Raw genomic sequence first — 24,178 nt, 5'->3', positions numbered from 1 at the left:
CACGCACCACGCGTCGCCTTGGCCTGTTCGGCCAATTCTGCATGTCGATCGTTAGCCACCGCTGTCGCCTGGATCGGCGGGCTGCGGCTGCAATTGATTGTTCGGGCCACTGATGATCTTTTGAAATAGGCGAAGTCCTGTTTACCGAGGCGCCCGTCCGCCTTGTGTCTGACATTTTGTATGCATAAAATCGCATTTATTGCGATTTATGGCATATGAAGTACTGTATGGCTGAACCGTGCCGACGCCCGGCCCGAGCGCACTTCCATTCTGATTGCCGCGCCGCAACCAGCATCGTCATCGCCCCGTATCAGTGCCGCGAGACGTCGAGAGCTCACCGGCGTTCGCAAGCTCCGGCGCATTCTCAGATGGTGAGAGAATCGCTCAGTCGGCTCATCGAGTGATGTGGGCCCTTGCTCAGGAGCCATGCACAATTGCGACGCGAGGGGGCGCCACTGCACGTTATCTCGCCCGCGCGAGCATCCGCCCCCCGGCAATACGGTCATGTGGCGCGGGCTGTCGCGCCCCTCCAACATCACCAGCTCAACTCAACGGTCGACACGGGCTTGCAGCCGAGCGACTGACCTTTGATGTGCGTCCAGGGCGACCGCGGTATCTTGCTTAGCTTAGACTTGATCGAGTTCTTGGCGTGGCGATGCTTGGGAGTCGGGGGCGAGCGTTTGCTGCGACCTGGCCGATCGTGTTGTTCCTCGTCAGCTTGCCTCGTGAGGCGCCTTGCCGGCCGACAAATCGGCAGGTCCTCCAAGCAGCGGGAGGTCATTGTCGTCCTGATCCGCTGATTGGGCGCCCCCCACAGTCTGGTGTCGGTGAGAGCCGTCCCGCCAAATTCATCAGCCCAAGCGGGGGTGAGCGCTGAGCCGGTCCTGCAGCGCCTGCCGATCGGCAACCAGGTTGTCGAGATGCAGCGGCTCGTGCTCCGGCCGCTCTCCTTGCGCCAATCGTCCGACCACCGCCCGCGTGCCGGCCACCACAAAGACGCCGCAATCAAAAAAATTCTTCTGCTGGGGAATGCGGGCCAGCTGCAGGCGAGCCCCCAGCCTTTCGGCGAGATCTGCTGCAATGGCATTGTTGGTGCCCGCCAACGAGTCGTAGTGATAGGCAATTGGCCTTGCCCGCTCTCGTCGATCAACGAGCAGCAGCGACCAATGAGTGCCACGGCGATCGGGGTCGGTCGCACTGGCATCATTCACGGGCAGGAACAGGAAGTCGGCCGTGTCGTTTCCATTCCGATCAAAGACCATGCGCTGGAAAGCGCGCAGCGCGACATCGTCGGCGCCCAAGCGCAGCTGATAATTGGCTATAAGTGGATCCCCGAACCGCGCCCGTGCGGCCAGGTCCGGATTGTCCCTCAGCAAGTCCTGTTCCAGGAGCGCATAATCCGCCGCTATATGTTCATCGCCTAGCCAGTCCTCGGCGCTGAGCTCTAGTTTGCTGTGGCCGGGCAGCGACGCTGCCGGACCTAACGCGCCGATCTGAGCATCGGATGCCGTGCGCTGGAACTCCGGGGCAGAGGGAGCACCGGCAATCGGCTCAAGAGATGTGGACGGCATAGACCAATCAAAGTCGAGCGGCTGCGCCCACCACGTGGAGGCGAACCCGACAGGTTCCTGCCATCCAGCTTTGTCGGCCTCCAGCGCCTGGTCAAGTGACGCCGGTCCGGAGCGCGGGAAATGGTCTTTAGCCATTCCCCAGGGCGAATCCTGATCATAACCTTCCGCCGGAAGGACCACCGGCGAACCAGCCACGCCACGCAACACGCGGCGCTGCGTAGCGACCTCCGGGACCGCTTGGGTGCGATGGGAAAGGTCTTCAGGAGCGGCGAATGGGACGTCAAAAGTCTCGCTGAGCTTGGCGCGCTTCGCCTCACCCGGGAAGGCCCCAGCACCGGTTTGCTCGATGGTGCGGCCAATGAACTCCCGGGCGGCGGAATTCTCCGGCCGCCAGCTTTGCTGGGGAACGCCCTCCGATTGATGTCCGAGCTGAACGAGAGCGTCTTGCGGATTGAATGGATTGCTTGGCCTTCTCACTCCTGCTGGCACCAACAGCGCCGTGTAATTGTCAGCGTTGATCACGAATCGGGTTGGTCGGTTCTCCTGGCTCGGCTCGGTGCCGCTCCTATCCAGCGCGAATATCTGCGCGGCCGGAGCGGGGTGGTGCTCGTGCGGCCGGTTTATGGGACGGGTAGCCTCAGCGAAATCCAGACCTTTCGGATCGTGCCAGGTCGGGAGAGACGACTCTGGCCTGGCCTCTTCCAACATTCCCCATAAGAGATCCTGATCATGATCTTCCGCGGAGAGGACCACTGGCGATGCAACATTGCCGCCTTCGCCGCGCGACGCTGAGACATATTCGTGCCCAGTAGCCCCTGGTATGGACGGCGCCGCCTCCGATTGCGATAGTCCGGCCTGATAGAGAGGGGTCTGCATCAGCATGCGATCGCTCGGACCACCGACCTCGCTCAGCTGCCAGCCAAAACCCGCATGAGTTGCAGCGGGTGAGTTCTCTTGCTGGGCCGCGTTGCCCGATCGTTGATGCGTGAAATGCGTTGAGGGTTGATCGAAGCGGTCGGCCGGCAGCGGTTGTCGCAGATTCGCGGCGCCGAGCTGCTGCCCGTCCTTGTCTGAATTTTGCGCGCCCCAGTAACCGGCTGAATCCATTCCCGGCCACCCCTCAGATAGATCGAATCTGACGACGACCCCCGCGCCGCACGAGTTTCCATCACGATCCAAAGGCTGCTCTTGATCGAGAAAAGACATAGGCAAATGATCGATCGGATCTGGCGGGATCCGCGAACTGTATACGTTCTCACGCGAAACGACTTGGCCGGTGCTCGCGCGGTACTCTTGAAGCCGGTTCAACGCAATGAAGAGCATCTTGTCATTTGGAAACAACCTATCAGCATGGCCGACCAGGGTCTTGTGATCGAGGCGAGCTATTGAGGAAGGCCGGAGTTCCGCGGCTAGTTTGCGAAGGCTGCTTGCATAGGTGCCGGCGCTCTTCTGGTCGATCATTCGACCAAAGCCCGCAAGGACCGCCTCCTTGAGGAGGCGCTCGTCTTCCTTCGACGCACGATATTTTGTTGAGCTGAGGCGAGCAGGGGCGTTCGGATCACGATAGCGATCGATCAGCGACAACGCCGATAGCATGAGCCTGTCGTTTGGAAATAGCTGCTGAGCGCAATCGCGCAACTTTGCATCGTCTAACGGCGCCATTGTTTTGCCGGAAAGCTTGAGCTCCTGAGCCAATTCGCGAAGACGGCGATCATAAATGCCAATGGTGACTGGGCTCGCCGGGACGCGCCGAGCGCGAGCTAAATCGGTCGCCGCCTGAATGAGGCGGTCGTCTTCCTCAGCGATATCGAAGAGCTGCTTGTGCGGATATGCGGTATCGAACTCTTGCGCCGCCGCGCTGATGTGTTGCTCAAAATCTGCTTGCAGCTGCGGAGTCTCCGCCGCAGCATCGTACGTATCCGGATGTCGATCGAATCGGTTGGTATTATTGAGCGAATCCATGTTCCTGCTCCGCTGGAGCGGTCTCGAATTGCCTCTGCGTCGCCGTTCAGCCTCTTGGTATCAGCGTCAGCTGTCAGAAACCTGACGCATCACAAGAAAACTAAATCCTCCGTGGAGGATGCAGGTCGGCATCGAAAGGGCCGGAAGTCGTCGCCACAAGGCATCGCTCTCGCCGAAAGCCAGATGCTGTGGCTCACTTCCTTGCGTTTTTGGATTTGCTTGTCGATCGATGCGCGGTAGGGGCAGCGATCAGGATGAGAGTTATCACCCTGATTACCGCCTGGTCTGGATCGACGCTACGCGTGTTGAGAGTATACCGGAACGGTCGTATGGTGTCGGCCGATTACTGTATGAGGCCTGAAAGCTTTCACCTAATGTGGTGGTTTAGCCCTGCGGCATGGAACCACTGATCGCTTGGCCGCGGCTGCCACCTTTCGGCCGAAAGGAAGCAGGCGTTCGTCGTCACGCATGCAACTCGTCTACGCCACATTTCTGTCACGCTTTTCGCAGCCGCCGGGCTTCTCGTGCGGTCTTTGTGGGTTTCCAAGCAGTTGGGAGCCCTGCGAAAGCTAGCTCGCGGACCAATGCAAGTCTTAGTCGAGAAGTACCGAGCTCGCCGCGATGACAACTTCAGTGGGGCGCGCCGGTCCCCATGCAGTGGTACAACCTCCAATGCACCGAACGGTTTTGCCGTGTAGGCCATCCCTCATTTCAGTGCATCCGATAGCCTAGGCTATAATTCGGACAGGGAGCGCGGAATAACCGTGCACGAAGTTCGATGCAATTCGCTGCGGTTTGCCCACAATCTCGACCTCCAAGCGTGCATTCAGCATCTCCTCCCAGAGGATTTTCAGCTGCAGCTGCGCAAGGTGTCGACCGACGCAACGATGGATGCCGTATCCGAACGAGAGATGTTGACGCACGTTCTTGCGATCAATCACAAATTTGTTGGCGTCCTCGATCACCTCATCGTCGCGGTTACCAGAGATGTACCACATGACGGCCTTGTCGCCGCTTCTGATTTGCTTGCCCCTCATGATGGTATCAGCCGTGGCGTTGCGGCGCATGTGTGCGATCGGTGTCTGATACCGAATAATCTCGGACACAGCGCTCGAGACCAGATTGGGGTTATCCCGTAGCTTTCGCAGCTCGGACGGGTGCTCGTTCATGAAAAGCAGGCCCCCGGTGATCGAATTGCGCGTGGTGTCGTTCCCGCCCACGATCAGGAGAATGAGATTTCCGAGGAACTCACATGGCTCCATTTGCCGGGTCGCGGATGAATGCGCCATCAACGAAATGAGATCAAGGCGCGGCTCGGCATTTATCCGCTCATTCCAAAGCCGAGTGAAATAGTCCAGGCACTCGGAAAGGACGGCGCTTCGCTTGTCCCAGCTGTCGATGGCGTGGCCAATTTTCGGAGTTGTAACGGCTATGTCCGACCAGTACGTCAGGAGACGCCGGTCCTCAAACGGAAAATCAAACAGCGTGGCCAGCATCTGCGTCGTCAACTCAATCGAAACCATGTCGACCCAGTTGAAGGTATCATTGCGCGGCAAGCCATCCAGAATCGTTCTGACGCGACGGCGGATTAATCCTTCGAGTTTCGCCAGATTGTCTGGTGCGACTATCGGACTTACTGTATTGCGCTGTTCGGCATGTTTAGGCGGGCCCATCTTAATGAAACTGGGAGTCCAATGCTCCTCGGGCACGTCGACGATCGTCACACCTTGCTCTGACGTAAATATTTTATGGTTGGTGTCGACGGACACGATATCGCGGTATTTCGTTATCGACCAATATGGACCGTATGGGCTGTCCCGGCAGTAGTGAACGGGATCCTCTCGTCGTAGCCGCTCGAAGCAGGGCCATATGCTGCCATCTTCAAAGCGCTTTGCTTCGCTTACATCAAGATTGGTCAACGGAATACCGCAGGCGTCTTTGTCTCCGCGTGCTTCCAAGATGGTTTTCATGGCCGCCTCCTTAGTCTTGGCTCTCTGGAGAGCTCATGATCTCTGCAGGACTTCAATCGTATGGTTTCGTTGCTTGGATGCTTCAGTCGGCAAGGGTTCTCGCCCAATTAGGCAAAGAATATCCAAAAGCCCGGCGCAGCCCCCCTACCATTTCCGACAGGAGCGCGTCCGCTGTTGCTTCGGACACGCAAGCGGAACGCTGTGTGATCAGGCGCCCACTTCGCTGTCCGGAACAGTTGCGATGGTGAGCTTATCGAGCCGATTCCGGTTCCTTTTTAGGCTTCGACCTCCCGGCGGCTCAAAGGTCTCGTTTCCGCCGTCGCACTGGTCGGGTAGCGGAGACAGCGCGAACGCGGTTGGGCATTGAACCGAACTATGACCTGCTTGATGCCGACGCTGCGGTCACGGTCTTGCCGAGGCGACCTCGCTTTATGATTGATGTCCGGATCGGACGGCTCAACATTTCCAGTGGAGTGCGGACCAGCCGCCACTAGGCGATTGCAAGCTCGCCACGACCGCCGTCCCTGCGGGACATCGCCAGCCCGTCAGAACAAGGCGGGAACCCCGAAAGATACGATTAGACCGCCATTTGCCTGGCCCAAAAGGACGTTCTGTCGACGCGGTTGCTAGTTTGGGTCCGGGATGGCTCGGGCGATTTCCTTTATCGTGACGTACGACTTGAGTTGTCCCAGCGACGAAATAGCAGAGGATTCGTATTGGACAAATTCGCGCCTCGGGGCGGTGATTGAGCCAGCTAATCAGGAGACCAACGTCTTTGATGTCGGACCTGCAACATGCGGTCAGGACCATGACACGGGCGACTAGGCATGTTGTTTCGGCAAACCGAGCTATCGCAATTGGCACAAGGCTTGAAGGACTCGAGAAGGAATGGGTTCCAGTAGCGCCTGCAGGAGTGGCAGCGATGGCTTACAAGATTGTCGTCTTTCGGTTTATTTTGCGCGGCGGATGCGCCGCCGACCATGCCGATGCCGCGATCCGTCGCAATCCTTTTTCTTGCATGGCTCTTTGTGCATGATCGATTACTGGATTGCGGTTCGTGGCGACATCGATGCGCGCGCGCAACTGGGCGCTGCGCCAGTGCCGGGCCCAGCACCGGCAGGCAGCAATATACGTGAGACGGCTGAATTCGAACGGCTCGAAGCTGAGGTGCGACGCATCGACGCCGACGGGCCGCTGGCGGTTGATTGGCGGACGGTTGTTGTGCTGTCGCTCGACATCCTATCGAAGCAGTCAAAAGACATTCTGGTCGCCTGTTGGGCGACCTACGGCCTGTTTCGTACTGAAGGCTATCAGGGTCTCGCCGTCGGCCTGGGCGTTCTGCGCTGCATGTTGGAGGCCTATTGGGAGGAGCTTTTTCCGCCGGTCAAGCAGGAACGCGCGCGGGCCGGCGCGGTCGATTGGCTCGTTCTTCGCGTGAGGCTGACAATAGTCGAGAATGCCCCGACTGAAGCCGATTATCCGGCTGTGCTTGACGCCTATGACGCCCTTGATGATCTTGCTGGCCAGCTCAAGCAGAAGCTCATCAACGAGCAGGTCGCATTGGACGATTTGTCAAGAGCGCTGAAATCGCATTACGATGAAGCCAAGCACGCGATTGCCGCCGCAGCAGAGCTTGCGGTTGAGGTGGCCCAAGCTGACGCGCAAGCCCTCGCTACGCCGGTGGAATCAACCCCTCCAGCCGAGGCTGCTCAACCGGCGGCGCCGAGCGCAATCGGATCGGTTGGCGCCGACGGCGACTGGGCCGGCTTGATCGACCGATTGCTCAATATGCTACGGCAAGCTGCTGCCGCCCGGCGCCTCGTCGCCCCCGCAGACCCGAAAGTGTATCTGCTCAATCGCGTTGGCTCGTGGATGCGCTTTGACGAACTGCCGCCTCATATGGAGGGCCGCACGACGATATTGCCGCCCGGCGATGACATTTGCGCATTTGAAGCAAAGGTTGCGGCAGGTCAGCACGCGGAAGTCGTGAATATGGCTGAAGAGCTGGTCTGGACACAACCGTTCTGGCTCGACGCTCACCGGCACGCAGCGAATGCTCTGGAGAAAATGGGGCCATTATTTGCGCCAGCTGCTACGGCTGTGCGCGCGGCGGTCGCCTTGCTGGTCAGATGTTATCCACGAATCCTGGATTGTCAGTTCAACGACGGCCGGCCGTACGCCGACGAGGAAACGCGCGCCTGGCTCGCCGTGGAGGAAACGGAGCGGTGTGATCCTGTCGAGGCAACGGTTGCCGAGGCTGACAGGCTCATCGATGTTGGACAGCCGCAGGCCGCATTCAAGAAGCTGTCGGGTGTGTTGGACGGGGTAACCTCGGAACGCGGGCGGTTCATCGGCCGACTTGCGCAGGCACGTTTTTGCATCGACACCGGTTTCGTCACAACAGCCATTCCACTGCTCGAACACCTGGAACAGGTTGTTGTCGAACGCAGGCTCGAAAGCTGGGAGCCTACGCTTGCGCTCGATGCTGCCGAACTGCGCTACCGTGCGATAACCCATCCCGAGGCGCCACAACTCATCGACGGACCTCCTCGTCGCGCCGCGCTTGAACAGATCCGAAGGCGGGTAGCGAGCATCGATATAGCCCGCATGAGCGAACTCGGTCGCAGCTGATTTTGTCAGGGATTAAGTCGGGCTGCCGCATATGGCGCAGCAAGGAGCGCGCGGCCGCGGCTCTTGAGCGAGCTCTCCAGTAAGCGCGAGTGAACGGATCAACGAGCTGTCTTGGGGAGAGCTGGCTCTGTGATCGATACAAGCGCGCGACCATCGGCCATCGTCGTCGCTTCGACCACCGAGGTTTCGCTCCTGGATCAGATTCTCGTCGAAACCAAGATTACCCGGCACGATGAGGGTACGACCGACTAGGCTGCATGAGATCGGCTCGTTAAGAATCCGCCAGAGGCCGCCAACTAACCGGGCCTTCTGTTAAGTGGCCCCAGCAACCTTTGGGGGCCTGTGTAGCGGCGGTTGCTGGGACCATCTACCCGCCCCGAGGGCAAGGTCGCGCAAAGAAGCGTAGGCGCCGGCCAGAAGAAATATCCCGTACTGCACATACATTGCTATGCCAATCATGACGAGTGGGCTCAGCCCAAAAGGCACAATAATCACGCTGTCAAGTATGTGACTGCCATATGGCACAACTCCTGCGTTGGCGCTGCAACCTACGACCCGGCGACTCAACAAGCTAGTGCAATTTGTGCGCGTTCGATAAGAGCTCCGTTGACCACGGAGAACGACGGCACATTCGCTCGGCGAGCGATCAGAAAGGGACCACGTCCCATAGTAATTGATGGGTCTAGAACATTTACTATGCCTCTCAGTAGACAGCGCAGCAGGGACCTCAGCTCGGCCGAATGCGGCACCAGGCGTGACTCGTGATAGTGGCTGCCATGAAGCTGCGTGCCGGACGCGCGCGAAGTCGAGCGCAAAGCCCGCAGTCTCGCCGAGCATCGCCAAAAATGCGAGTTGCGAGCGGCCATTGCCTTCACGAAAGGGATGAATGGCGTTGAGCTCGCGAGGAAACCACGTTGCTTCCGCGATGAAGTCCTCGGGCTGTCCGCGCCGACCGCCGCGGGTAGAGGGCCGAAGAGCTTGCTCATCTCGCCGTCAATATACTCAGGATAGCAGAAGGGGCTGCGGCCCTTTGCCGTGCGCACCCTGCGGTACTTGCCGGCTCAGCTGTAGACTTCCTGGAAGCGATGGCGGAGGACGCTGCAATAATGGCGTCAAGCTTGCCGCGCGGCAGCGGTTCGCGGACGCGTGGTCATTTCAAGTTCGAACGCTTCGAACTGCGCCACGTCGTGCGGGCCGAGCTGTTCTCGAAGGTGGTCGTGCCCTTGTAGACATAAGGGCCATCGTAGGCGTCGTAGCCCGGCGCCATCCGCCGCGCGACTTGGCTTCCCGATAGACCCGGATGACCTCGGAGCGCTGATCGTCGGGCGACAGCTTCCGCTTGCTCATATCGGCGAGCCGCTTGTGGCTGGCGGCGCTCATGCTGATCCCCTCAACAGCGGTGATCGCAGCGAAGGCGCGCTGGCCGAGGACATGGCCGATCGTGCTGGCCTTCAGTCCCTTGATCGTCTTTTTCATGGGTCCTCGTCGTATCGAAGCTCGCCGGGTCGACTAACATTCAAGCAATCTGCGCGCTTGGGAGATCCGGTCGTTTAAGCCCGCCTGGAACCAAGATCACGGCGGCGGATCCCGATATGGGTCGTGACCGAGGCGCGGATGACCGAAGACGGGCAGATTCTCGATACTGCGACCAACTCGAGTGCTTGCGCCTGCTCCTCGGAAAGACGGACGCTCCATCGCCTTGGCTTGCTTCATGGCAGTTTTCTGCACCATCTCAACCCTCTCCGTCAATTGGCGTGGCGTCCTGGTCTCAATATGCGGACGTACCATGAGCGGCAAACAGGCCGATGACGGCAACTAACGGCCCGACCGCCCAAAGACCTTCGAGATCAAGATCGATCGCAGAACCTACAAGGTCTTGAAGCCGGTACTCACCGGCGCGCAGCTGCGGCGTTCTCATGCGACCATTAAGCGACGCCATCGTTCGATCCGGTGTGGCGCAAATACTGAGCGCTCTATTGCCATTTGCGGTTGGGGATTGAGTCCGAACAACGGACTCTTGGATCGAACTATATGTCACTGCTGCTCTGACGCAGGGCATGCGTACGACTGCGGTATCGCGCGCCCGGTGACTTTAATGCCGACTAATTTTGAGATCTCGCCGGTGAGACCAGGGTCATCGATCAACGGCGCTGGGCGTGGGTGTTGAGCTGCTGATCGCGCGATCGTAGATGGCGAGATTAGTTTCGCCGTTCAGCCGTGACGGGTCGATGATGCCATCGACGGACCCGATAATCGCAGAAGGCAAGCGACCATGAGCGCGCGATCGTCTGCGCCCGATCGGATGGTCTGGGGAAATAACTGCTCCCGTGTCGGCCCTTACCATACTGCGGCCGTTCCCGACGTCGGGGAAACTCTCCATGCTCGCCGGATACAGCGCCGACGTTCAGCAGCAACACGAGATACGTTTGCCGTGAATTTTCGATGCTCAAGGCTGAGGAGGGCGACGTTCGATGCCGAATGCCATCTCGCCGCCCATGGTCTGCGGATGCAAGACTTCAGACATGCAGAAAGACTTCGCACATATCCCAAGTTGGGATGGGAGCATGATTGCCGAGCGGCATCCGATCCCCAGGTCGGTTCGATGGACAAAGAGGCATCCTGCCGGCGACACCTCTCCGGTCGCGGCACATTTTACATCAATGGTCGGCCTTACACGACGGAACTCAGGCAAGGGACAAAGGAGGCGACCCTAAATAATCCGCGAGGACTTAGTCACCAAAAGCCTGCCAGAACATCCGCCGGCCACCAATCGCGCAGCTGACCGAACTGCGTTCGGACGACTGGCGGATATGACGACACGACGATGCTCTCGCACGATCCCGCGTCTTACCTCATGCTGGTTAGCTACATGGCAAAGAGGCGTGGAGCGCGCCTACCCGTAGGATTCCGGAAGCCGCTTCCCCGTGCGCCGAGGTTGCGCTACGCTTGCAACCTCAAGAGGAGCGGCCGCGTGGCGAGTGAGAAGCATGTCAATATTGAGGAGCAGTCGGCGATACTGCCGCGCCTTCGCCGCGTGCAAGCGTGGCGCAGGGCTCGCTTCCAGCGCCTTCTATCTGATCCCAACATCGCTCAAAATGACCCAGGAAGGCTCAAATCCATCAAGGCCGCGCAGCTTTACACAGCCGTCTCGATGCGCGCGGAAGCCATCCTACGAGGCCTGATCGATCGCTAAAGCGCGTCCGCCCGTCTCCGTCCGGCCATGATGTGCGAGCTTTGAGCTCTGCGCGATCAAATCATCAGTAAGATGTGGCAGATATCCGCCTCGGATGTCTAAACCAAGGTATGAGTTGCTCCAACCCCCGACATCAATAGGACTCGCGCACGAAATCTGATCTTTCGCGAGGTCAGCTGCGAGACGCGCGTGACTTGGGGTTCCGTGAGCCCAGCGTTGAAAAGTATCAGGGGAGCTACCGAGTGAGCCAAGCCGCGCGGTGGCAGCACCGCCGATTGCAAGAGCGGCATGGAGTTAAGCGCGAACACGTCAGCGCAGTACGGAAATCTAGTCGTTTGCCTTGGGTTCGCGGTTGCGCATCGATGATGATGGGCCTCTTGATGGTCCTGATCGCTCGGAGTAGATCCGTATCGGCCAGATGAGATTTGAGCGTCGACTGATCTCTGCGATAAGGCGCCGGGTGACTGAAGGCCGCAACCGTCGAGCGGCCTGTAAAATGAAATGGGGATGTTGAGTTGCGAACAGATTTTTCGCGTATCAACCAGTCTAAAGCTATCTTCGATGATATTTATGCTTTGGATGATCCGAGAGCATATTTCTCTGTCCTGGGAGACTTGGATTATATGATCCCGGACGTTGCTGAGCCGGTTGTGCGCCAGATTCTGGCGGCGAAAGCGTCGGCAACCGGCCGTAAGCCGGTCGTGCTTGATGTTGGCTGTTCATACGGCATCAACGCCGCGGTGCATCGGTTTCCACTGACCTTCGGGGGCTTGCGTCATCGCTACGCCCGGCGCGAGATGAGGGCGATTAGTTCTGAGACACTGGTGCGTCTCGATCGCAATTTTTATGCAGCTTGGCCCGATGTCGGTCTGGCGCGATTTATCGGTCTCGATGTATCGGCGCCGGCGATCGGCTATGCAACGGCTGTTGGCCTGATTGAGCAGGGCATTGTCGCGGATCTTGAAACGGAGGCGCTATCGACCGACAGCGCGCCTGTTGTTAGATCCGCGGATGTCATCATGTCGACGGGCTGCATCGGCTACGTTACCGAGAAGACGTTCAGCAAGATTCTCGATGCGACGGAGAAGCGTCCATGGATCATCTCCTTCGTGCTAAGAATGTTCCCATTTGACTCCTTGGCTGCGACGTTCGCGAAGCATGGCCTTGTGTCGCAACGCCTTACCGGCGCAACGTTCATTCAGCGTCGCTTTCGCGATGCTGAAGAGTTTGAAAGTTGTTTGGCCGCCTTGACGAGGCTTGGCGTCGATGCGACCGGTCTTGAATCGGAAGGGCTATTTCACGCCGATCTGATCTTGTCCCGACCCGAGACGGATGCGCGCGCCAACCCACTGGAAGACATTGTCACCGTCGCCAGCGGCAGGGGACGACCAATCGGGCCACGTTATGTTCACGTTGAGGGGAATGAGGGCTTGCAGGTCGCGCTGGAGCCGTGATGGGTTCGTTTTTCCGATGATGGCCCTGGATGTGGCCCAGGGAATGGCGGTATCGGTGATTGCGAGCTCCGCAACCACTGCAAATTTGCAAGGAAGCACGTCGTGGCCAACGCGGTCCGTGATTTTGACGTGCCCGGCAATATTCGAGACGCAACTGGATAGCGTGCGAAAGCCAGCATTTTGCGGCCGCCAGACCCAAGGCCATTGGCAATGCCGTGGAAGGCGCGGCTGAAGACAATTCGCCTCAGGGGTGCACTCCGGACGATAGTGGCGAGAACGCTGGCTGGACCGCCGGTTCGCCGGCCGCTGCGACACTCGTCGCCAGCACCTCGAACCGTATCCGACTCACCCGCAGTCTTAAACGGGCGGGAGCGCTATCCTGGTGTTGTCTTATTAGGGACACCTTGCGCGCGCCACGGATCAGGGCGGCTCTCGCTCGAGCTCGCGTTCGGCTCGGGAACAGTTCGCGCGGCAAAGTGCCCGCAATAATGCATGAGAATGTAGATGACAAACCCTTCCCGCTACCGGGCTCTACTGTTCATCACGATCTCTATGGCTTTTTGCCTAGCCGCCCAGGCGAAAGACCGCCGCATTGTCGCTGAACCAATTGCGCCGCGCAATGTTTGCGCCCGCCCGATGGCCTCTGGAACGAACGACACCGCCTCGTTGCAGGACGCCATTGCCCATTGCCCCGCCGGTGCAGCGGTCTATTTGGCGCATGGCGAGTTCCTGTCAGGTCCACTCGAGATGAAATCGGACGTCACGCTATGGATCGAGCGAGGTGCCACGCTTTTTGCGATGTCCGACCCGAACGCGTATGACAGGGGCTCGGGACATTGCGGTCGCATCGCAGGTAAAGGTGACGGCTGCCGCCCGTTCATCAGCTTTTCTAGAACGCGCGGTGGCGGCATCTATGGCGAGGGCATCATCGATGGCCAGGGCGGCACACCCATGGTCGGCAGCGCCGAAACTTGGTGGGAGCTGGCTCGCCGGGCACAAAACGAGCGTGGCTATCAGAACGTCCCGCGCTTGATCCAGATCGACCACGCGCAGGACATTACCTTTCACGGCATCACGTTGCGCAATGCGCCCAACTTTCACGTGGCGATGAACCGCGTCGAAGGTGCTACGTTTTGGGGCGTCACCATCGAAGCACCCGCCGACGCGCGCAACACCGACGGCATCGATCCTGGCGCCAGCCAGGATGTGACCATTACCCATAGCGTGATCCGTACCGGAGACGACAATGTGGCAATCAAGGCCGGCAATAACGGTCCCACTCGCTATGTCTCCATCGTCGATAACTATTTCGGCTGGGGACATGGAATGTCGATCGGCAGTGAGGTGAGCTCCGGCGTGAGCGACATTCTCGTGCGCGGCCTAATTCTCGACGGCACGACATCGGGCTTGCGCATCAAGAGTGATGTCAGCCGGGGCGGCCTGGTGGAGCGAGTGACCTATGAGAATGTGTGCCTGCGCGGAAACCATTGGCCGATCATGTTCGATACAAGGTATGATCCTCGCGCCGAAGGTGACAGCATTCCCCTCTATCGCCAAATTGTGCTGCGCCATGTTCGTGGCGATGGAGGTTCGCTGGTGATGCGTGGGATTGACAAGACGCATGCCCTCGAGATCACGCTGGATGATGTGCGATTTGCCGATTCCGCAAGCTGGCAGGTGGAAAATGCCAACGTGACCGTTGGGCGTTCCGGCGTGTCGCCACCGCTCCCAACTCGAGCTGCGGGGTTACTATCTCGCGGATGGGAGTGCGCAAAAGTATTTCCCAATCGTTAGGTAGCCATAAGACCGGTGACGCTGACCCGGGCACCGCCAAAGTGAAGCTGCCGTGCCATGCACATTGACGGGGCCTGGATTTCGTTGCGCTTGATGGCACAAATCGCAACATCCGAGCGTGCCCGAAATACGAGCTGCACTCGGCGAGACGAAGGTAAGACGATGATGAGAGCTCTCGCGCTTTGCGCTATAGTGCTGGCTGGGTGTTTGCGCTTCTCGGAAGCGTCTGCCCAGCCACTTTTGGTCTCGCAAGCCTCTGATAAGGCCTATCACTCTCTGCAATCAGCCATAGACGCCCTACCGCCGCAGGGCGGCGCTATTCTGATCGCGCCGGGCACCTATCGTGAGAAGGTCAAAGTCTCGAAACCAAGTGTTCATATCAGAGGCACCGGCAAGCAACCGCATGACACGATTATTGTCTATGGCGACGGCGCAATCAATGTTGGGGGAACTTCTCGCTCCGCGACGCTGGACGCCTCAGGTGACGACTTTCGGCTCGATAATTTGACCGTCCAGAACGACTACTCCCTCAATCCGGCTAATCCACCTTCGCAGGCCGTGGCGCTGTCCTTGACCGGAGACAAGGACATTATCGCTCGGGTCCGCCTGCTCGGCGCACAGGATACCCTGTTCGCCAACAAAGGGCCGAATGGCCGGATGTCGCGCCAGTACTTCTTGGACTGCTACATCGAGGGGCATGTTGATTTTATATTTGGCGACGCCAAAGCCTATTTCCAGCATTGTGAGTTGCATGGTGTCGCCAACCATGCAGTCATCTATACCGCGCAAAGCAGAGCATCACCGGACGAGGATAGTGCTTACGTATTTGATCATTGCAGGTTGAGCGCCGATCCAGCCGCGCGCGATATTGCCCTCGGCCGTGCCTGGCGCCCCTATGCCGCTGTGATCTTCTTGTCGACCGATATGGATGCGGCCGTAATTCCCGACGGCTGGCGCGAATGGACACCCGGCAAGACCAATACCCTGAGGACGGCCTATTATGCCGAATACAAGTCAACCGGCATCGGGGCCAATCCCATACGCCGCGAGCCATACGCTCATCAGCTCACTGACGACGAGGCTGCCCGATGGTCTCTCAAAGCGTTCTTCGCGGGTGCTACAGACTGGCTATCGTACCAACCAAACTAGAGCGTGCTAATTAGCGTCATGTGATGCTCTTGCGCGCATCGACCTGCGAAGGGACTGACCGGCCGACGATCGGCGCACCATCAGCGGCTTCGTTTACATGCCTCAATCAGCGGCACGCCGGCGTGAGTTTCGCATAAATGTGATCCTGACAGACCATCTACGATCGCCTTAATCATTGCGCCAAGTGCGGCGATGCTGCTCAATCGTTTGAGGGCTGGAAAGATTTCGCCGCGCTCCGCTCGGTTCGACCGCGACCAAAGCTCCGCCGGGGGGGGGGGAAAGCACAATAAGGCGATCGGCAGCTCCTTTGGCCGCTCGACAAAATCCATGCGCTGAGCGATCCATTCTGCCGGCCGATCGTCCTTCATTCGAATCCCGCGCCACGATGCCGACATCGGCGCTGCATCCCATGTCCTGGCGCTCGCCCATCCATGCGCGCGCTCATCGCCGGAAGGCGCCTGCGTTCGCGCTGAACTCGTCGTTGCGCGCCAATGCCGTAATCCCCGACAGGTTCAACCGTATCGTCATCCATCGCTTCAACAAGCGTGCCTAGAACGTAACTTCTGCAGGCTCAAGGAGTTCCGCCGCATCGCACCAAACACGCCAGCATTTGGGACGTCCTGGCCGCTGTTCATCTCGGCTCAATTGAGCCTGGACATGAGGAGTGCAAGCGCGCTCGGATCTCGATGTTCGGCGGGCGACATGATGACGGGGGCGAACCGAGGAGCCGACGGTTATCTAGAGGGAGCCGAGGCGATGCTTGGCGTGCTGAACTCAGGTCTCGAACACGTCGATGCTTGTCCGCTCTCCGACAAACCACGCAGCCTTTGTACCTTTCACCTTTTGTCGAGCTCACTGTTTAGAAGCCAAATCAATGTCTTAAGCCGTTGGCACAGGCGTTGCTACCGAGATGCCGCAACACGGAGTGGTTGGTGCACGTAGATGCCGAAGACGAGCGATGCTCTCCTTTCCTTGGCCACTGCGCCTCGTTTCGCAGAGAGGAGACCAACGCGTGCGCGAATATGGACTTTGAATGCACGACAGAAGATCCGCTGGCGCATCAAACGGCCGATCGACTTTCAACAATTGCAAGCAGCGGGAGCGATATCCCGCCGCAGCCAATTCGCATGTGACGCACGACCGAGCTGATGAGCAGGGCTGAGGGTGCGGGGTACTTCTCATACTGCGAGTCGTCGGCGAGAAGACCTTGGGCTGTAACGCAAGTCAGGCGTTTTGGACCGGGGGGCGGGTCGCTTGGCCGCGGGCTTGGCTGTACGTGGCAACTTCCAGATCCGTACACATGGATGAGCTGACAGTCATTGAACGCAGGCCAGTTGGTCCAATCCGCGACAGCCAAGGTGGACAACCTTCCGGTCATGTTCAACCGAGGGGCGCAGCTCCGAGGGTCCCTTATGCGCCGGTGCCCACATCCGACGCGAGCGAAGGCCCGAGAGTCACCGATGCCGAAATCCTGGCCCACGGCCTCTTCGAGCCAAAGGCGGTGGAGGACACTTTGGTCGCGGCAGCAGCACCGCTCCTTTTGGTCGTCGCGCAGCTGCAATTCGTCAACAACGCCGATATCGGCGCGTTGCATCGTGGAATTGTCGAGCAAATCCGTCGCTTCGACGAGCGGGTCGTCGTCAAACATCAGGCGAGCGACGTCATAGCTGCTCGTTATGTGATATGCGCGCTCATCGACGAGGCCGTGATGACCACGCGCTGGGGCGCTGAAAGCGCCTGGAGCGACAATAGCCTGCTCAACCAGTTCCATAACGAGAGCTGGGGCGGCGACAAAGTCTTTCAGATACTCGAGCACATCCAAGCCGAGCCAGCCAAACACCTCGCCTTGCTTAAGCTCATCGATGTCTGCCTGTTGATGGGCTTCGAAGGAAAATATCGCGGGGTGGCAGGCGGCCGCGAGCGACTTGAAGACTTGCGCTGCGAGGTCGCACGTTGCTTGCGGAACCATACGATCAGGCCGCCCGCCGAGCTATCAAGCCAATGGCGGGGCGTCAGTGCGCGCATGGGCGTGCGCAATTACGTGCCGTTGAGGATCGTCTTTACGGCTGCCGCCCTCACCGTCCTCATCGGCTACGGCTTTTTTTGGTGGTGCCTCTCTGGAGAACTGGCGCCCGTCGAGCAGCAACTTGACTTGCTCGGCCGGTCCGGGCCGCACTAAGGAGAGGTGCAGGTGTTCGGCGCGCAATTCGCGGCACCTTTAACGGTCCGAGGCATCGTGACGCTGATCGGCTTGTCGGCGGTCGGCGCCGTCATCTGGTTCGGCGGACCTTGTCTCGACCTGTTCGGCCGGTATCCGCTCCAGTCAGTCACCGTTCGCGCCGCTACAATCGCCGGCGTCTTCTTGGCGACCATGCTCGTCATCCTTGTCCGAGGCTGGTTGGCGCGCCGCGCTAATCGACGCGCCATCAAGTCGCTGATCGAGAGCGAAGGCCTCGTCTCGTCCTCCAGCGATCGTAGTCGGGAGAAGGTCGAACTGATCCGGAGGCGCTTCGAGCATGCCTTCAAAGTTCTGCGCGATACAGTGTTCGCCGGCAAGCGGGGCCCACGCTATCTGTTCGAGCTGCCCTGGTACATCGTCATCGGTCCACCAGGCGCCGGCAAGACGACGATGCTGCGCAATTCAGGCCTTGGGTTTCCGCTTACCGAACGACTTGGCGTCGATCCGGTTGCTGGCGTCGGGGGTACGCGAAACTGTGACTGGTGGTTTACCGACGAAGCAGTCTTTATCGACACCGCAAGCCGTCATATGACCAAGGATAAGGATACCGAGGTCGATCGCGCGGCCTGGAGCGGCTTTCTCGATTTTCTCACTAAGCATCGGCGCGAGCCGCCGATCAATGGCGTCCTGGTCGCAATCAGCCTGTCCGATCTCTTGCTGAGCGACAACAATCGGCGGCGGCGGCTCGTCGGCTCTATCCGTTCGCGGATACAGGAGCTTCTGAAGAAGTGTGGCGGGCCCATTCCGGTCTATGTTCTGGTGACCAAATGCGATCTCGTGTCTGGCTTTGCCGAATACTTCGACAATCTCGACCAGGAAGGCCGCGCTCAGGTTTGGGGCAGGACCTTTCCCCTCGATGCGCCGCGCGATCACATCAGTGACGTCGTGACCCTTGAGATTCAGGAGCTTGCCGAGCGCCTCGAGAGCAAACTGGCCTTTCGCATGCAGGAAGAACGTAATCTCAGCCGCCGTTTAGTCATGTACGCGTTTCCGAAGGAATTCTGGAGCACCCGGACAGCAATCACTGGCTTTGTGAGCGAAGTGTTCCGGATGAGCCGCTTCGAGGTGCGGCCGATGCTGCGCGGGATCTACTTTACCAGCGGCGCGCAGGAAGGCGCGCCGATCGGGCGGGTCAACGGAGCGATCAGCCGAAGTTTTGGTCTGCACTCCGCGCCGCCTTCGTCTTCAATCGGGCCGGGGAAGGCGTTTTTCATCAAGCGGTTGCTGAGCGACGTCATCTTCGCTGAGCAGGGCCTGATCGGTCGCAATCTGAGGCTCGAAGGCAAGCTCGCGCTGCTGCATGGCTGCTTCTATATCGCGGCGATCACACTGGCGGTGGCTGCATTGGCCCAGTGGTATGGTGCCTTCGCCCGAAGCGAGGTACGCATCTCTGAAACCAGAATAGCCGCACAGACGTTGCAGGCGCACCTTCAAGAAATCCACGAACCGCTGGACTTGAAGAAGCTTCTGCCGATCCTTAATGCCGCGCGCCGGTTGCCTCAGGCTGCCCGAGAGGGCGCATGGTATGCGTGGCTTGAAGACTTCGGCATCTCGGCGATGCTGGCGCCGGCCGCGCAAGAGGCCTATGACCATATTCTGGTCGACCGACTGCTACCCGTTTTCGCCAGCAGGCTGGCTGTCCGCATCGAGGCGTCATTGCGTTCGGGCAACGATACTTTGCTGGACGAGGCCACGGAAGCGTTCCGCACGTATTTGATGCTGAGCAATCCGAGGCGTTTCAACCGCGGCAGGATCGAGCAGGCGGCGCTCACCGAAGTCGCACTGGCGTTCGGGCTCGATGCGACATCATCGGGCGAGCTGAAGGAGCATTTCTCGCGGCTGATTGAGTTGTTGCCGAAGCCAATCACGACTGACCAGAAATTCGTGATCGCGGTCGGCTCGCAGCTGATGGAGCGCCGCCCTCTCGTCGAGCAGGTCTACATCCGTTTGTTGCGCGAAGCAGCGCAAGACACAAAGCTCCGGCCAATCGACCTGGTCAGTCAGCTCGGATCCGGCGAGCTTGAGATGCGTGCTCCGCAGATTGTGTCTCCCGCGATTTTACAGCACGACCCTTCCAGTTCGAGCAATGGTGCTGTCATCCCTGGCATCTTCACGCGCGACGGGTTCCTCGAATTTCTGCCGCACCGCCTCCCGCTCCTCATCAAGGAAGAGCAAAGCGACGACTGGATCTTTGCCGGTGATCCCTTGGACGCGGCCGATACCCAGCAGCTCGCACTGAAGGTCATTGACCGGTATGTTGACGACTATATTCGCACCTGGACAAGTGCCCTAAGCAACATTCGCGTCGTCAAGTTTGACGACATGCAGCGCGGCGCATTGATTCTGCGTGGGCTCGCTGGCCCACGAAGCGCGCTGCTGCAGATCATTTCTCTGGCACGCGACCATACAGACCTGCCACCAAGCGGAGAGATGACCTCCGCCAAGAGCGGTGCTGCCGCGTCCGCCGTGTTCTCGGCAGCATTCGGCGAAGTGCCTTGGCCAGGAACGCGAATTACCGAAACCTTCCGGCCTCTGGCCAAACTGGCCACAGCCGAAGTCCCGGGACAGCCCGCCGGCCTGGATCAAATCCGCGATCGCATCGGTGGCCTCTATGCGACGATGGCCAACATCGCGTCAGCGCCGGACCCGGGCCGGACGGCATTGCAGCTCGTCCAGCGGCACGCCAAAGATCCAAATAGCGATTCCTTCGGCGCCTTGCATGCCGATTCGGCGCTGCGGCCGGAGCTGGTCCGCACCATCATGAATGACGTCGCGCTCTCGACATGGAGCATCTTGCTCAAACAGGCGCACGGCTATGTCAATGCAGTCTGGGTGGGCGAAGTCTTTCCGCTCTGCGCGGCTGCCATTTTCCAACGCTATCCAATGTATGCGACGGCGACTGAGGACATAACTCTGAAAGACTTTAGCGATTTGTTCCGACCCGGCGGCGTTCTCGATGACTTTTTTCGAAGATATTTGTCGCCGCTGGTCCTCCAGAGCCGAAACGGCCTTGCGCTTGCGACCATCGATGGCGCTGAGCTCCCGATCCATGCCAATGCCCTGGCTCAGTTCCAGCGCGCGCAGGAGATTCGGAAGTCGTTTTTCAGCGGCCCCGGCTCCGGACCCGCCGTTAAATTCAGCATCAAGCCTGTCTATCTCGCCTCCCATCTGCGGCGCGCGACTTTCGCCATGGATGGCAAGGAGATCTTCTGTCGTCACGAGGCGCCGCGCTCCTACGACCTCGAGTGGCCGAGCCGAACCGAAGCAAGCACTACCTCCATCACGCTCACCGCCTTGGACGGGACCGAGGAGAAGATTGAGAGCTCAGGCCCTTGGGCATTGTTCCGGCTTGTGGGTGCCCCGCGGCTGTCGTCACGTGGCAACTCCAATCGCTTCACGATCGGCGGACCTGACCGACCCAGTGTGACTTACGAGCTGCGCGCGGAAAGTAAAAGCAATCCGTTCAGCTCGAATGTCCTTCGCTCGTTCCGTTGTCCGAATAACCTGTGACGGCAATGCTGTGAGCGCGGTTCCTAACTGATTTCGGGATAAAAGGGCTAAATGCAGCCGGCTGCAAGTTGGCGGAATATTCGGTTCCACCGAGACGCCGAAACTCCGCCTCCCGATGATCGCAAGTGGCCATTTCACACGTCCACGATATGTAGCATCGGCTTCGAGATGATCCTGCATTGCCTGCTCATGCAAGAGGCAACCGACGATACCAATACGACCGTCGATCACTTGGCTGGTGGGGCTTCACAGTGAATCCAGCTGTCCCCCCGGGATACGTGCTTGGCGGTCGTTTCGACCTGCTAGAGGTGATCAATGAGGGTAGCGCCAGTACCGTCTATCGTGCGATCGATCGGATCGGTCTGTGGGCGCGCGAACAAAATCCAGAAGTGGCAGTGAAGGTCATTCACCCAGATTCGAAGATGCGCCAGAGGATTGTCGAACTGCTACATCGCCAGGCACGCCTTTTGCGTAACTTCGTGCACGGGAATTTGGTGCAAATCTACGATTCCGATTACGACGGCAAGTATCACTACCTGGTCATGGAGCTCCTAAAGGGCCGCTCGCTAGCGCGGATCCTGGCCGATCGTCAGGGACAGCCGCTATCGCCCTCGCTATCCTTTCAGATCGTCCGTGGCGTCGGGCAAGCGCTCGCCCACATGCACCGTCTAGGCATCGTCCATGGCGGCCTCAAGCCAGGCAACATCTTCATAACTTCGGCGGGCGAAATCAAAATTCTTGATGGCGGAGCAGCGCTTATGCTCGACGTTCCGGCGCACCACGATAGGGCCATGGCCATACTCGACCAAATCGGCGTGTTAACACCGGCATATGCCTCGCCAGAGTTGTTGATGGGAGAGCCGCCAACAGAGAGCGACGATGTCTATTCTCTCGCGGTGGTAACCTATCTGGCCCTGACTGGTGCGCGTCCTTATGCGCATCGAGCAGCCAATGAGGCACTCAAGTCGAACCTCATACCGGCACCGCCGCGGACCATTTCGCCAGCACAATGGCGGGTGCTCGCTTCAGGCCTTGCCCTTAAGCGCCGCGACCGTATCGAGACCGTCGACGAGTTCGTCCAGGGCCTCGGCCACCCGCCCTGGCTCTACCGGTTGTTCGGCCAGCGTATACTGTATTGGGAGTCTAATAGGCTCAGCTGAAGTTTACATTGTCGGGCAGTCAGCATCCACGGCGGCCAGGATCTCTCCTTGAGTGTTCATCGCCACTCGCGAGGGAGAATCCTCCACGCCGCTGACGGCGTGCCGACCCAGCACCCTGAAACAATTGGTCTCCTGGGTCGGTAAGATGATACGGCTTCGCGACCATCAGCATAAAAGAGACGTTTTGGATGTTGGTAGCCGACAGGAGTAGCCGGCCTTTGAACATTGCGCGATCTCATGTGAGGTGGGCTGTTGACCGCCGCTGAGCGCCAGATTTCGCAGCCCGTGGAAAGATTACAATGACGCGCAATGCGTACCAATCATGTGCTCCTCTTTGCGCAAGCTCAAGTGAGCCAACCAACAAATGGACTAGCATGGACCTTGTTCTCTCTTGTCTCCCAGGCCATTCCGGACCATGCAAACGACATTACTCGTCACCTTTTTGATCGGCTTGGTCTCATTGTTGTACTCGACCGCCGGCCAGGTCGGGGGAACAGCATTTCTCGCAGTCATGGCCTTTGCAGGCCTTTCGGCCGAGCAGATGCGCCCGACTGCACTTGTTTTAAACGTTGTTGCCGCCAGCTATGCGACTTGGAGGCTGCATCGGCACAGAAAGATTGAATGGAATCTGCTTTGGCAGATCTCAATTCCGTCAATGTTGACGGCCTTCATCGGCGGGCTGCTGGCGATCGGTGGATCGCTCTACTCTATCATGACCGGTACGCTGCTGATTGCGGCCTCGTTCTTGACGTTGCTCAAGAGTCGCGTTGGCAATGTCAAGCATCGTCAGGTGCCGCTTGGTCGCGCCGCGCTGGTCGGCGCTGCCACGGGCTTGCTATCCGGATTTACGGGAATTGGCGGTGGTGTATTTCTCGTTCCGCTGATCCTGATGTTTGGTTGGGTCTCTCCGAGGCAGGCTGCTGGGCTCTCACCGCCATTCATCCTCTGCAATTCGGTACTCGCGCTGGCGGGGATACTGCTGTCCGGTCAGTCAGTGAACCCCGAGGTTGCCTTCTACATATTCGGTGCAGTTCTAGGAGCTATGCTCGGAACCTGCATCGGGCTGCGATGGATGAACGATTGGGCCACGCGATATGTTCTTGCGATTATCCTGTTCTTTGCAGGCACCAGGCTGTTGTTATCTCGGTAGGGCAATGGCCGGATTTCCCGCTTTTCTGTCCCGCCTGCCGGCTTTCGAGGCGGTTTGAGGGTGATTGTTGCATTGCGTGTGAGCACGTCGACCTCGGGCTTCAGCGTCATTGATGTAGTATTCGCGGCAGACGTCGAAGCCCACGAATTGCAGCAGGCTGCATCACGACGTGTTCTTCTCCGAGGGTTCGCTGATCGCGTCCGGCAACAACAAGGTCACCGAGACCATCGATTCGCTCCGCGCCAAGGCGACATCTACGAGGGGCTGACGCCACCGATTCGAGGATGTCATCGTGATCATCGCCTGCCATAAGGCTGGATACGACGATAGACGTCAAAATGGCCTACGCTCCACGAGGTATTGCGCACCTGCTTTACCGTAGCCGGCGAGGCGGA

The 24,178-nt window shown here is 59.1% G+C and carries 15 protein-coding genes; 10 read left to right on the top strand and 5 right to left on the bottom strand.

The window, feature by feature from the left end:
* Positions 1-851: 851 nt before the first annotated feature.
* Both RX327_RS31350 and RX327_RS31345 read right to left on the bottom strand, forming a co-directional pair.
* Entirely contained in the window at positions 852-3,533 is a 2,682-nt protein-coding gene (locus RX327_RS31350; RefSeq protein ID WP_317248115.1) for a Ulp1 family isopeptidase, read from the bottom strand.
* A 728-nt stretch (positions 3,534-4,261) separates the two neighbouring features.
* Positions 4,262-5,503, bottom strand: a complete 1,242-nt coding sequence (locus tag RX327_RS31345; RefSeq protein ID WP_317248114.1) for a cytochrome P450 — start codon at positions 5,501-5,503, stop codon at positions 4,262-4,264.
* Between the two features lie 1,032 nt (positions 5,504-6,535).
* Here RX327_RS31345 and tssA point away from each other — a divergent pair.
* Entirely contained in the window at positions 6,536-8,134 is a 1,599-nt protein-coding gene (gene tssA / locus RX327_RS31340) for a type VI secretion system protein TssA (protein WP_317248113.1), read from the top strand.
* Positions 8,135-8,446: 312 nt separating this feature from the next.
* On the opposite strand, the gene RX327_RS39345 is transcribed toward tssA, so the two are convergent.
* Complete coding sequence (locus RX327_RS39345) at positions 8,447-9,061, bottom strand: hypothetical protein (RefSeq protein WP_410712207.1); 615 nt, start codon at positions 9,059-9,061, stop codon at positions 8,447-8,449.
* Positions 9,062-9,240: 179 nt separating this feature from the next.
* On the opposite strand from RX327_RS39345, the gene RX327_RS31335 reads away from it, so the two are divergent.
* Positions 9,241-9,363 carry a hypothetical protein gene (locus RX327_RS31335; protein WP_283088293.1) on the top strand — a complete coding sequence of 41 codons (123 nt, stop codon included), beginning with the start codon at positions 9,241-9,243 and terminating at the stop codon, positions 9,361-9,363.
* Positions 9,364-9,902: 539 nt separating this feature from the next.
* On the opposite strand, the gene RX327_RS31330 is transcribed toward RX327_RS31335, so the two are convergent.
* Complete coding sequence (locus RX327_RS31330) at positions 9,903-10,073, bottom strand: hypothetical protein (RefSeq protein WP_317248112.1); 171 nt, start codon at positions 10,071-10,073, stop codon at positions 9,903-9,905.
* Between the two features lie 1,032 nt (positions 10,074-11,105).
* On the opposite strand from RX327_RS31330, the gene RX327_RS31325 reads away from it, so the two are divergent.
* The 4 genes from RX327_RS31325 (at position 11,106) to RX327_RS31310 (ending at position 15,724) form a co-directional block, all read left to right on the top strand.
* Positions 11,106-11,327 carry a hypothetical protein gene (locus RX327_RS31325; protein WP_317248111.1) on the top strand — a complete coding sequence of 74 codons (222 nt, stop codon included), beginning with the start codon at positions 11,106-11,108 and terminating at the stop codon, positions 11,325-11,327.
* A 515-nt stretch (positions 11,328-11,842) separates the two neighbouring features.
* Positions 11,843-12,781 carry a class I SAM-dependent methyltransferase gene (locus RX327_RS31320; RefSeq protein WP_317248110.1) on the top strand — a complete coding sequence of 313 codons (939 nt, stop codon included), beginning with the start codon at positions 11,843-11,845 and terminating at the stop codon, positions 12,779-12,781.
* Positions 12,782-13,285: 504 nt separating this feature from the next.
* Positions 13,286-14,575, top strand: coding sequence for a glycoside hydrolase family 28 protein (locus RX327_RS31315; RefSeq protein ID WP_317248109.1), 1,290 nt, complete (start codon positions 13,286-13,288; stop codon positions 14,573-14,575).
* Between the two features lie 162 nt (positions 14,576-14,737).
* Positions 14,738-15,724: a pectinesterase family protein gene (locus tag RX327_RS31310; protein WP_317248108.1), complete on the top strand. Its 987-nt coding sequence runs from the start codon at positions 14,738-14,740 to the stop codon at positions 15,722-15,724.
* An 80-nt stretch (positions 15,725-15,804) separates the two neighbouring features.
* Here RX327_RS31310 and RX327_RS31305 read toward each other — a convergent pair whose 3' ends face one another.
* Entirely contained in the window at positions 15,805-16,092 is a 288-nt protein-coding gene (locus RX327_RS31305) for a hypothetical protein (RefSeq protein WP_317248107.1), read from the bottom strand.
* A 932-nt stretch (positions 16,093-17,024) separates the two neighbouring features.
* Between RX327_RS31305 and icmH the strand changes: the two genes are divergently transcribed.
* The 4 genes from icmH to RX327_RS31285 all read left to right on the top strand — a co-directional run bounded on the left by icmH (position 17,025) and on the right by RX327_RS31285 (position 23,783).
* Positions 17,025-17,903, top strand: coding sequence for a type IVB secretion system protein IcmH/DotU (gene icmH, locus RX327_RS31300; RefSeq protein ID WP_317248106.1), 879 nt, complete (start codon positions 17,025-17,027; stop codon positions 17,901-17,903).
* Between the two features lie 12 nt (positions 17,904-17,915).
* Positions 17,916-21,473 (top strand): type VI secretion system membrane subunit TssM, encoded by a 3,558-nt coding sequence (gene tssM / locus RX327_RS31295; RefSeq protein WP_317248105.1) that lies wholly within the window; start codon positions 17,916-17,918, stop codon positions 21,471-21,473.
* Positions 21,474-21,724: 251 nt separating this feature from the next.
* On the top strand, positions 21,725-22,633 hold the full coding sequence (locus RX327_RS31290) for a serine/threonine-protein kinase (RefSeq protein ID WP_317248104.1): 909 nt from the start codon (positions 21,725-21,727) through the stop codon (positions 22,631-22,633).
* Between the two features lie 415 nt (positions 22,634-23,048).
* Positions 23,049-23,783: a sulfite exporter TauE/SafE family protein gene (locus RX327_RS31285; RefSeq protein WP_317248103.1), complete on the top strand. Its 735-nt coding sequence runs from the start codon at positions 23,049-23,051 to the stop codon at positions 23,781-23,783.
* The last annotated feature ends 395 nt before the right edge of the window (positions 23,784-24,178 follow it).

The organism is Bradyrhizobium sp. BEA-2-5, assembly GCF_032918025.1.
GTDB classification, from domain to species: domain Bacteria; phylum Pseudomonadota; class Alphaproteobacteria; order Rhizobiales; family Xanthobacteraceae; genus Bradyrhizobium; species Bradyrhizobium pachyrhizi.
This window is presented reverse-complemented; position numbering and strand designations above follow the sequence as displayed.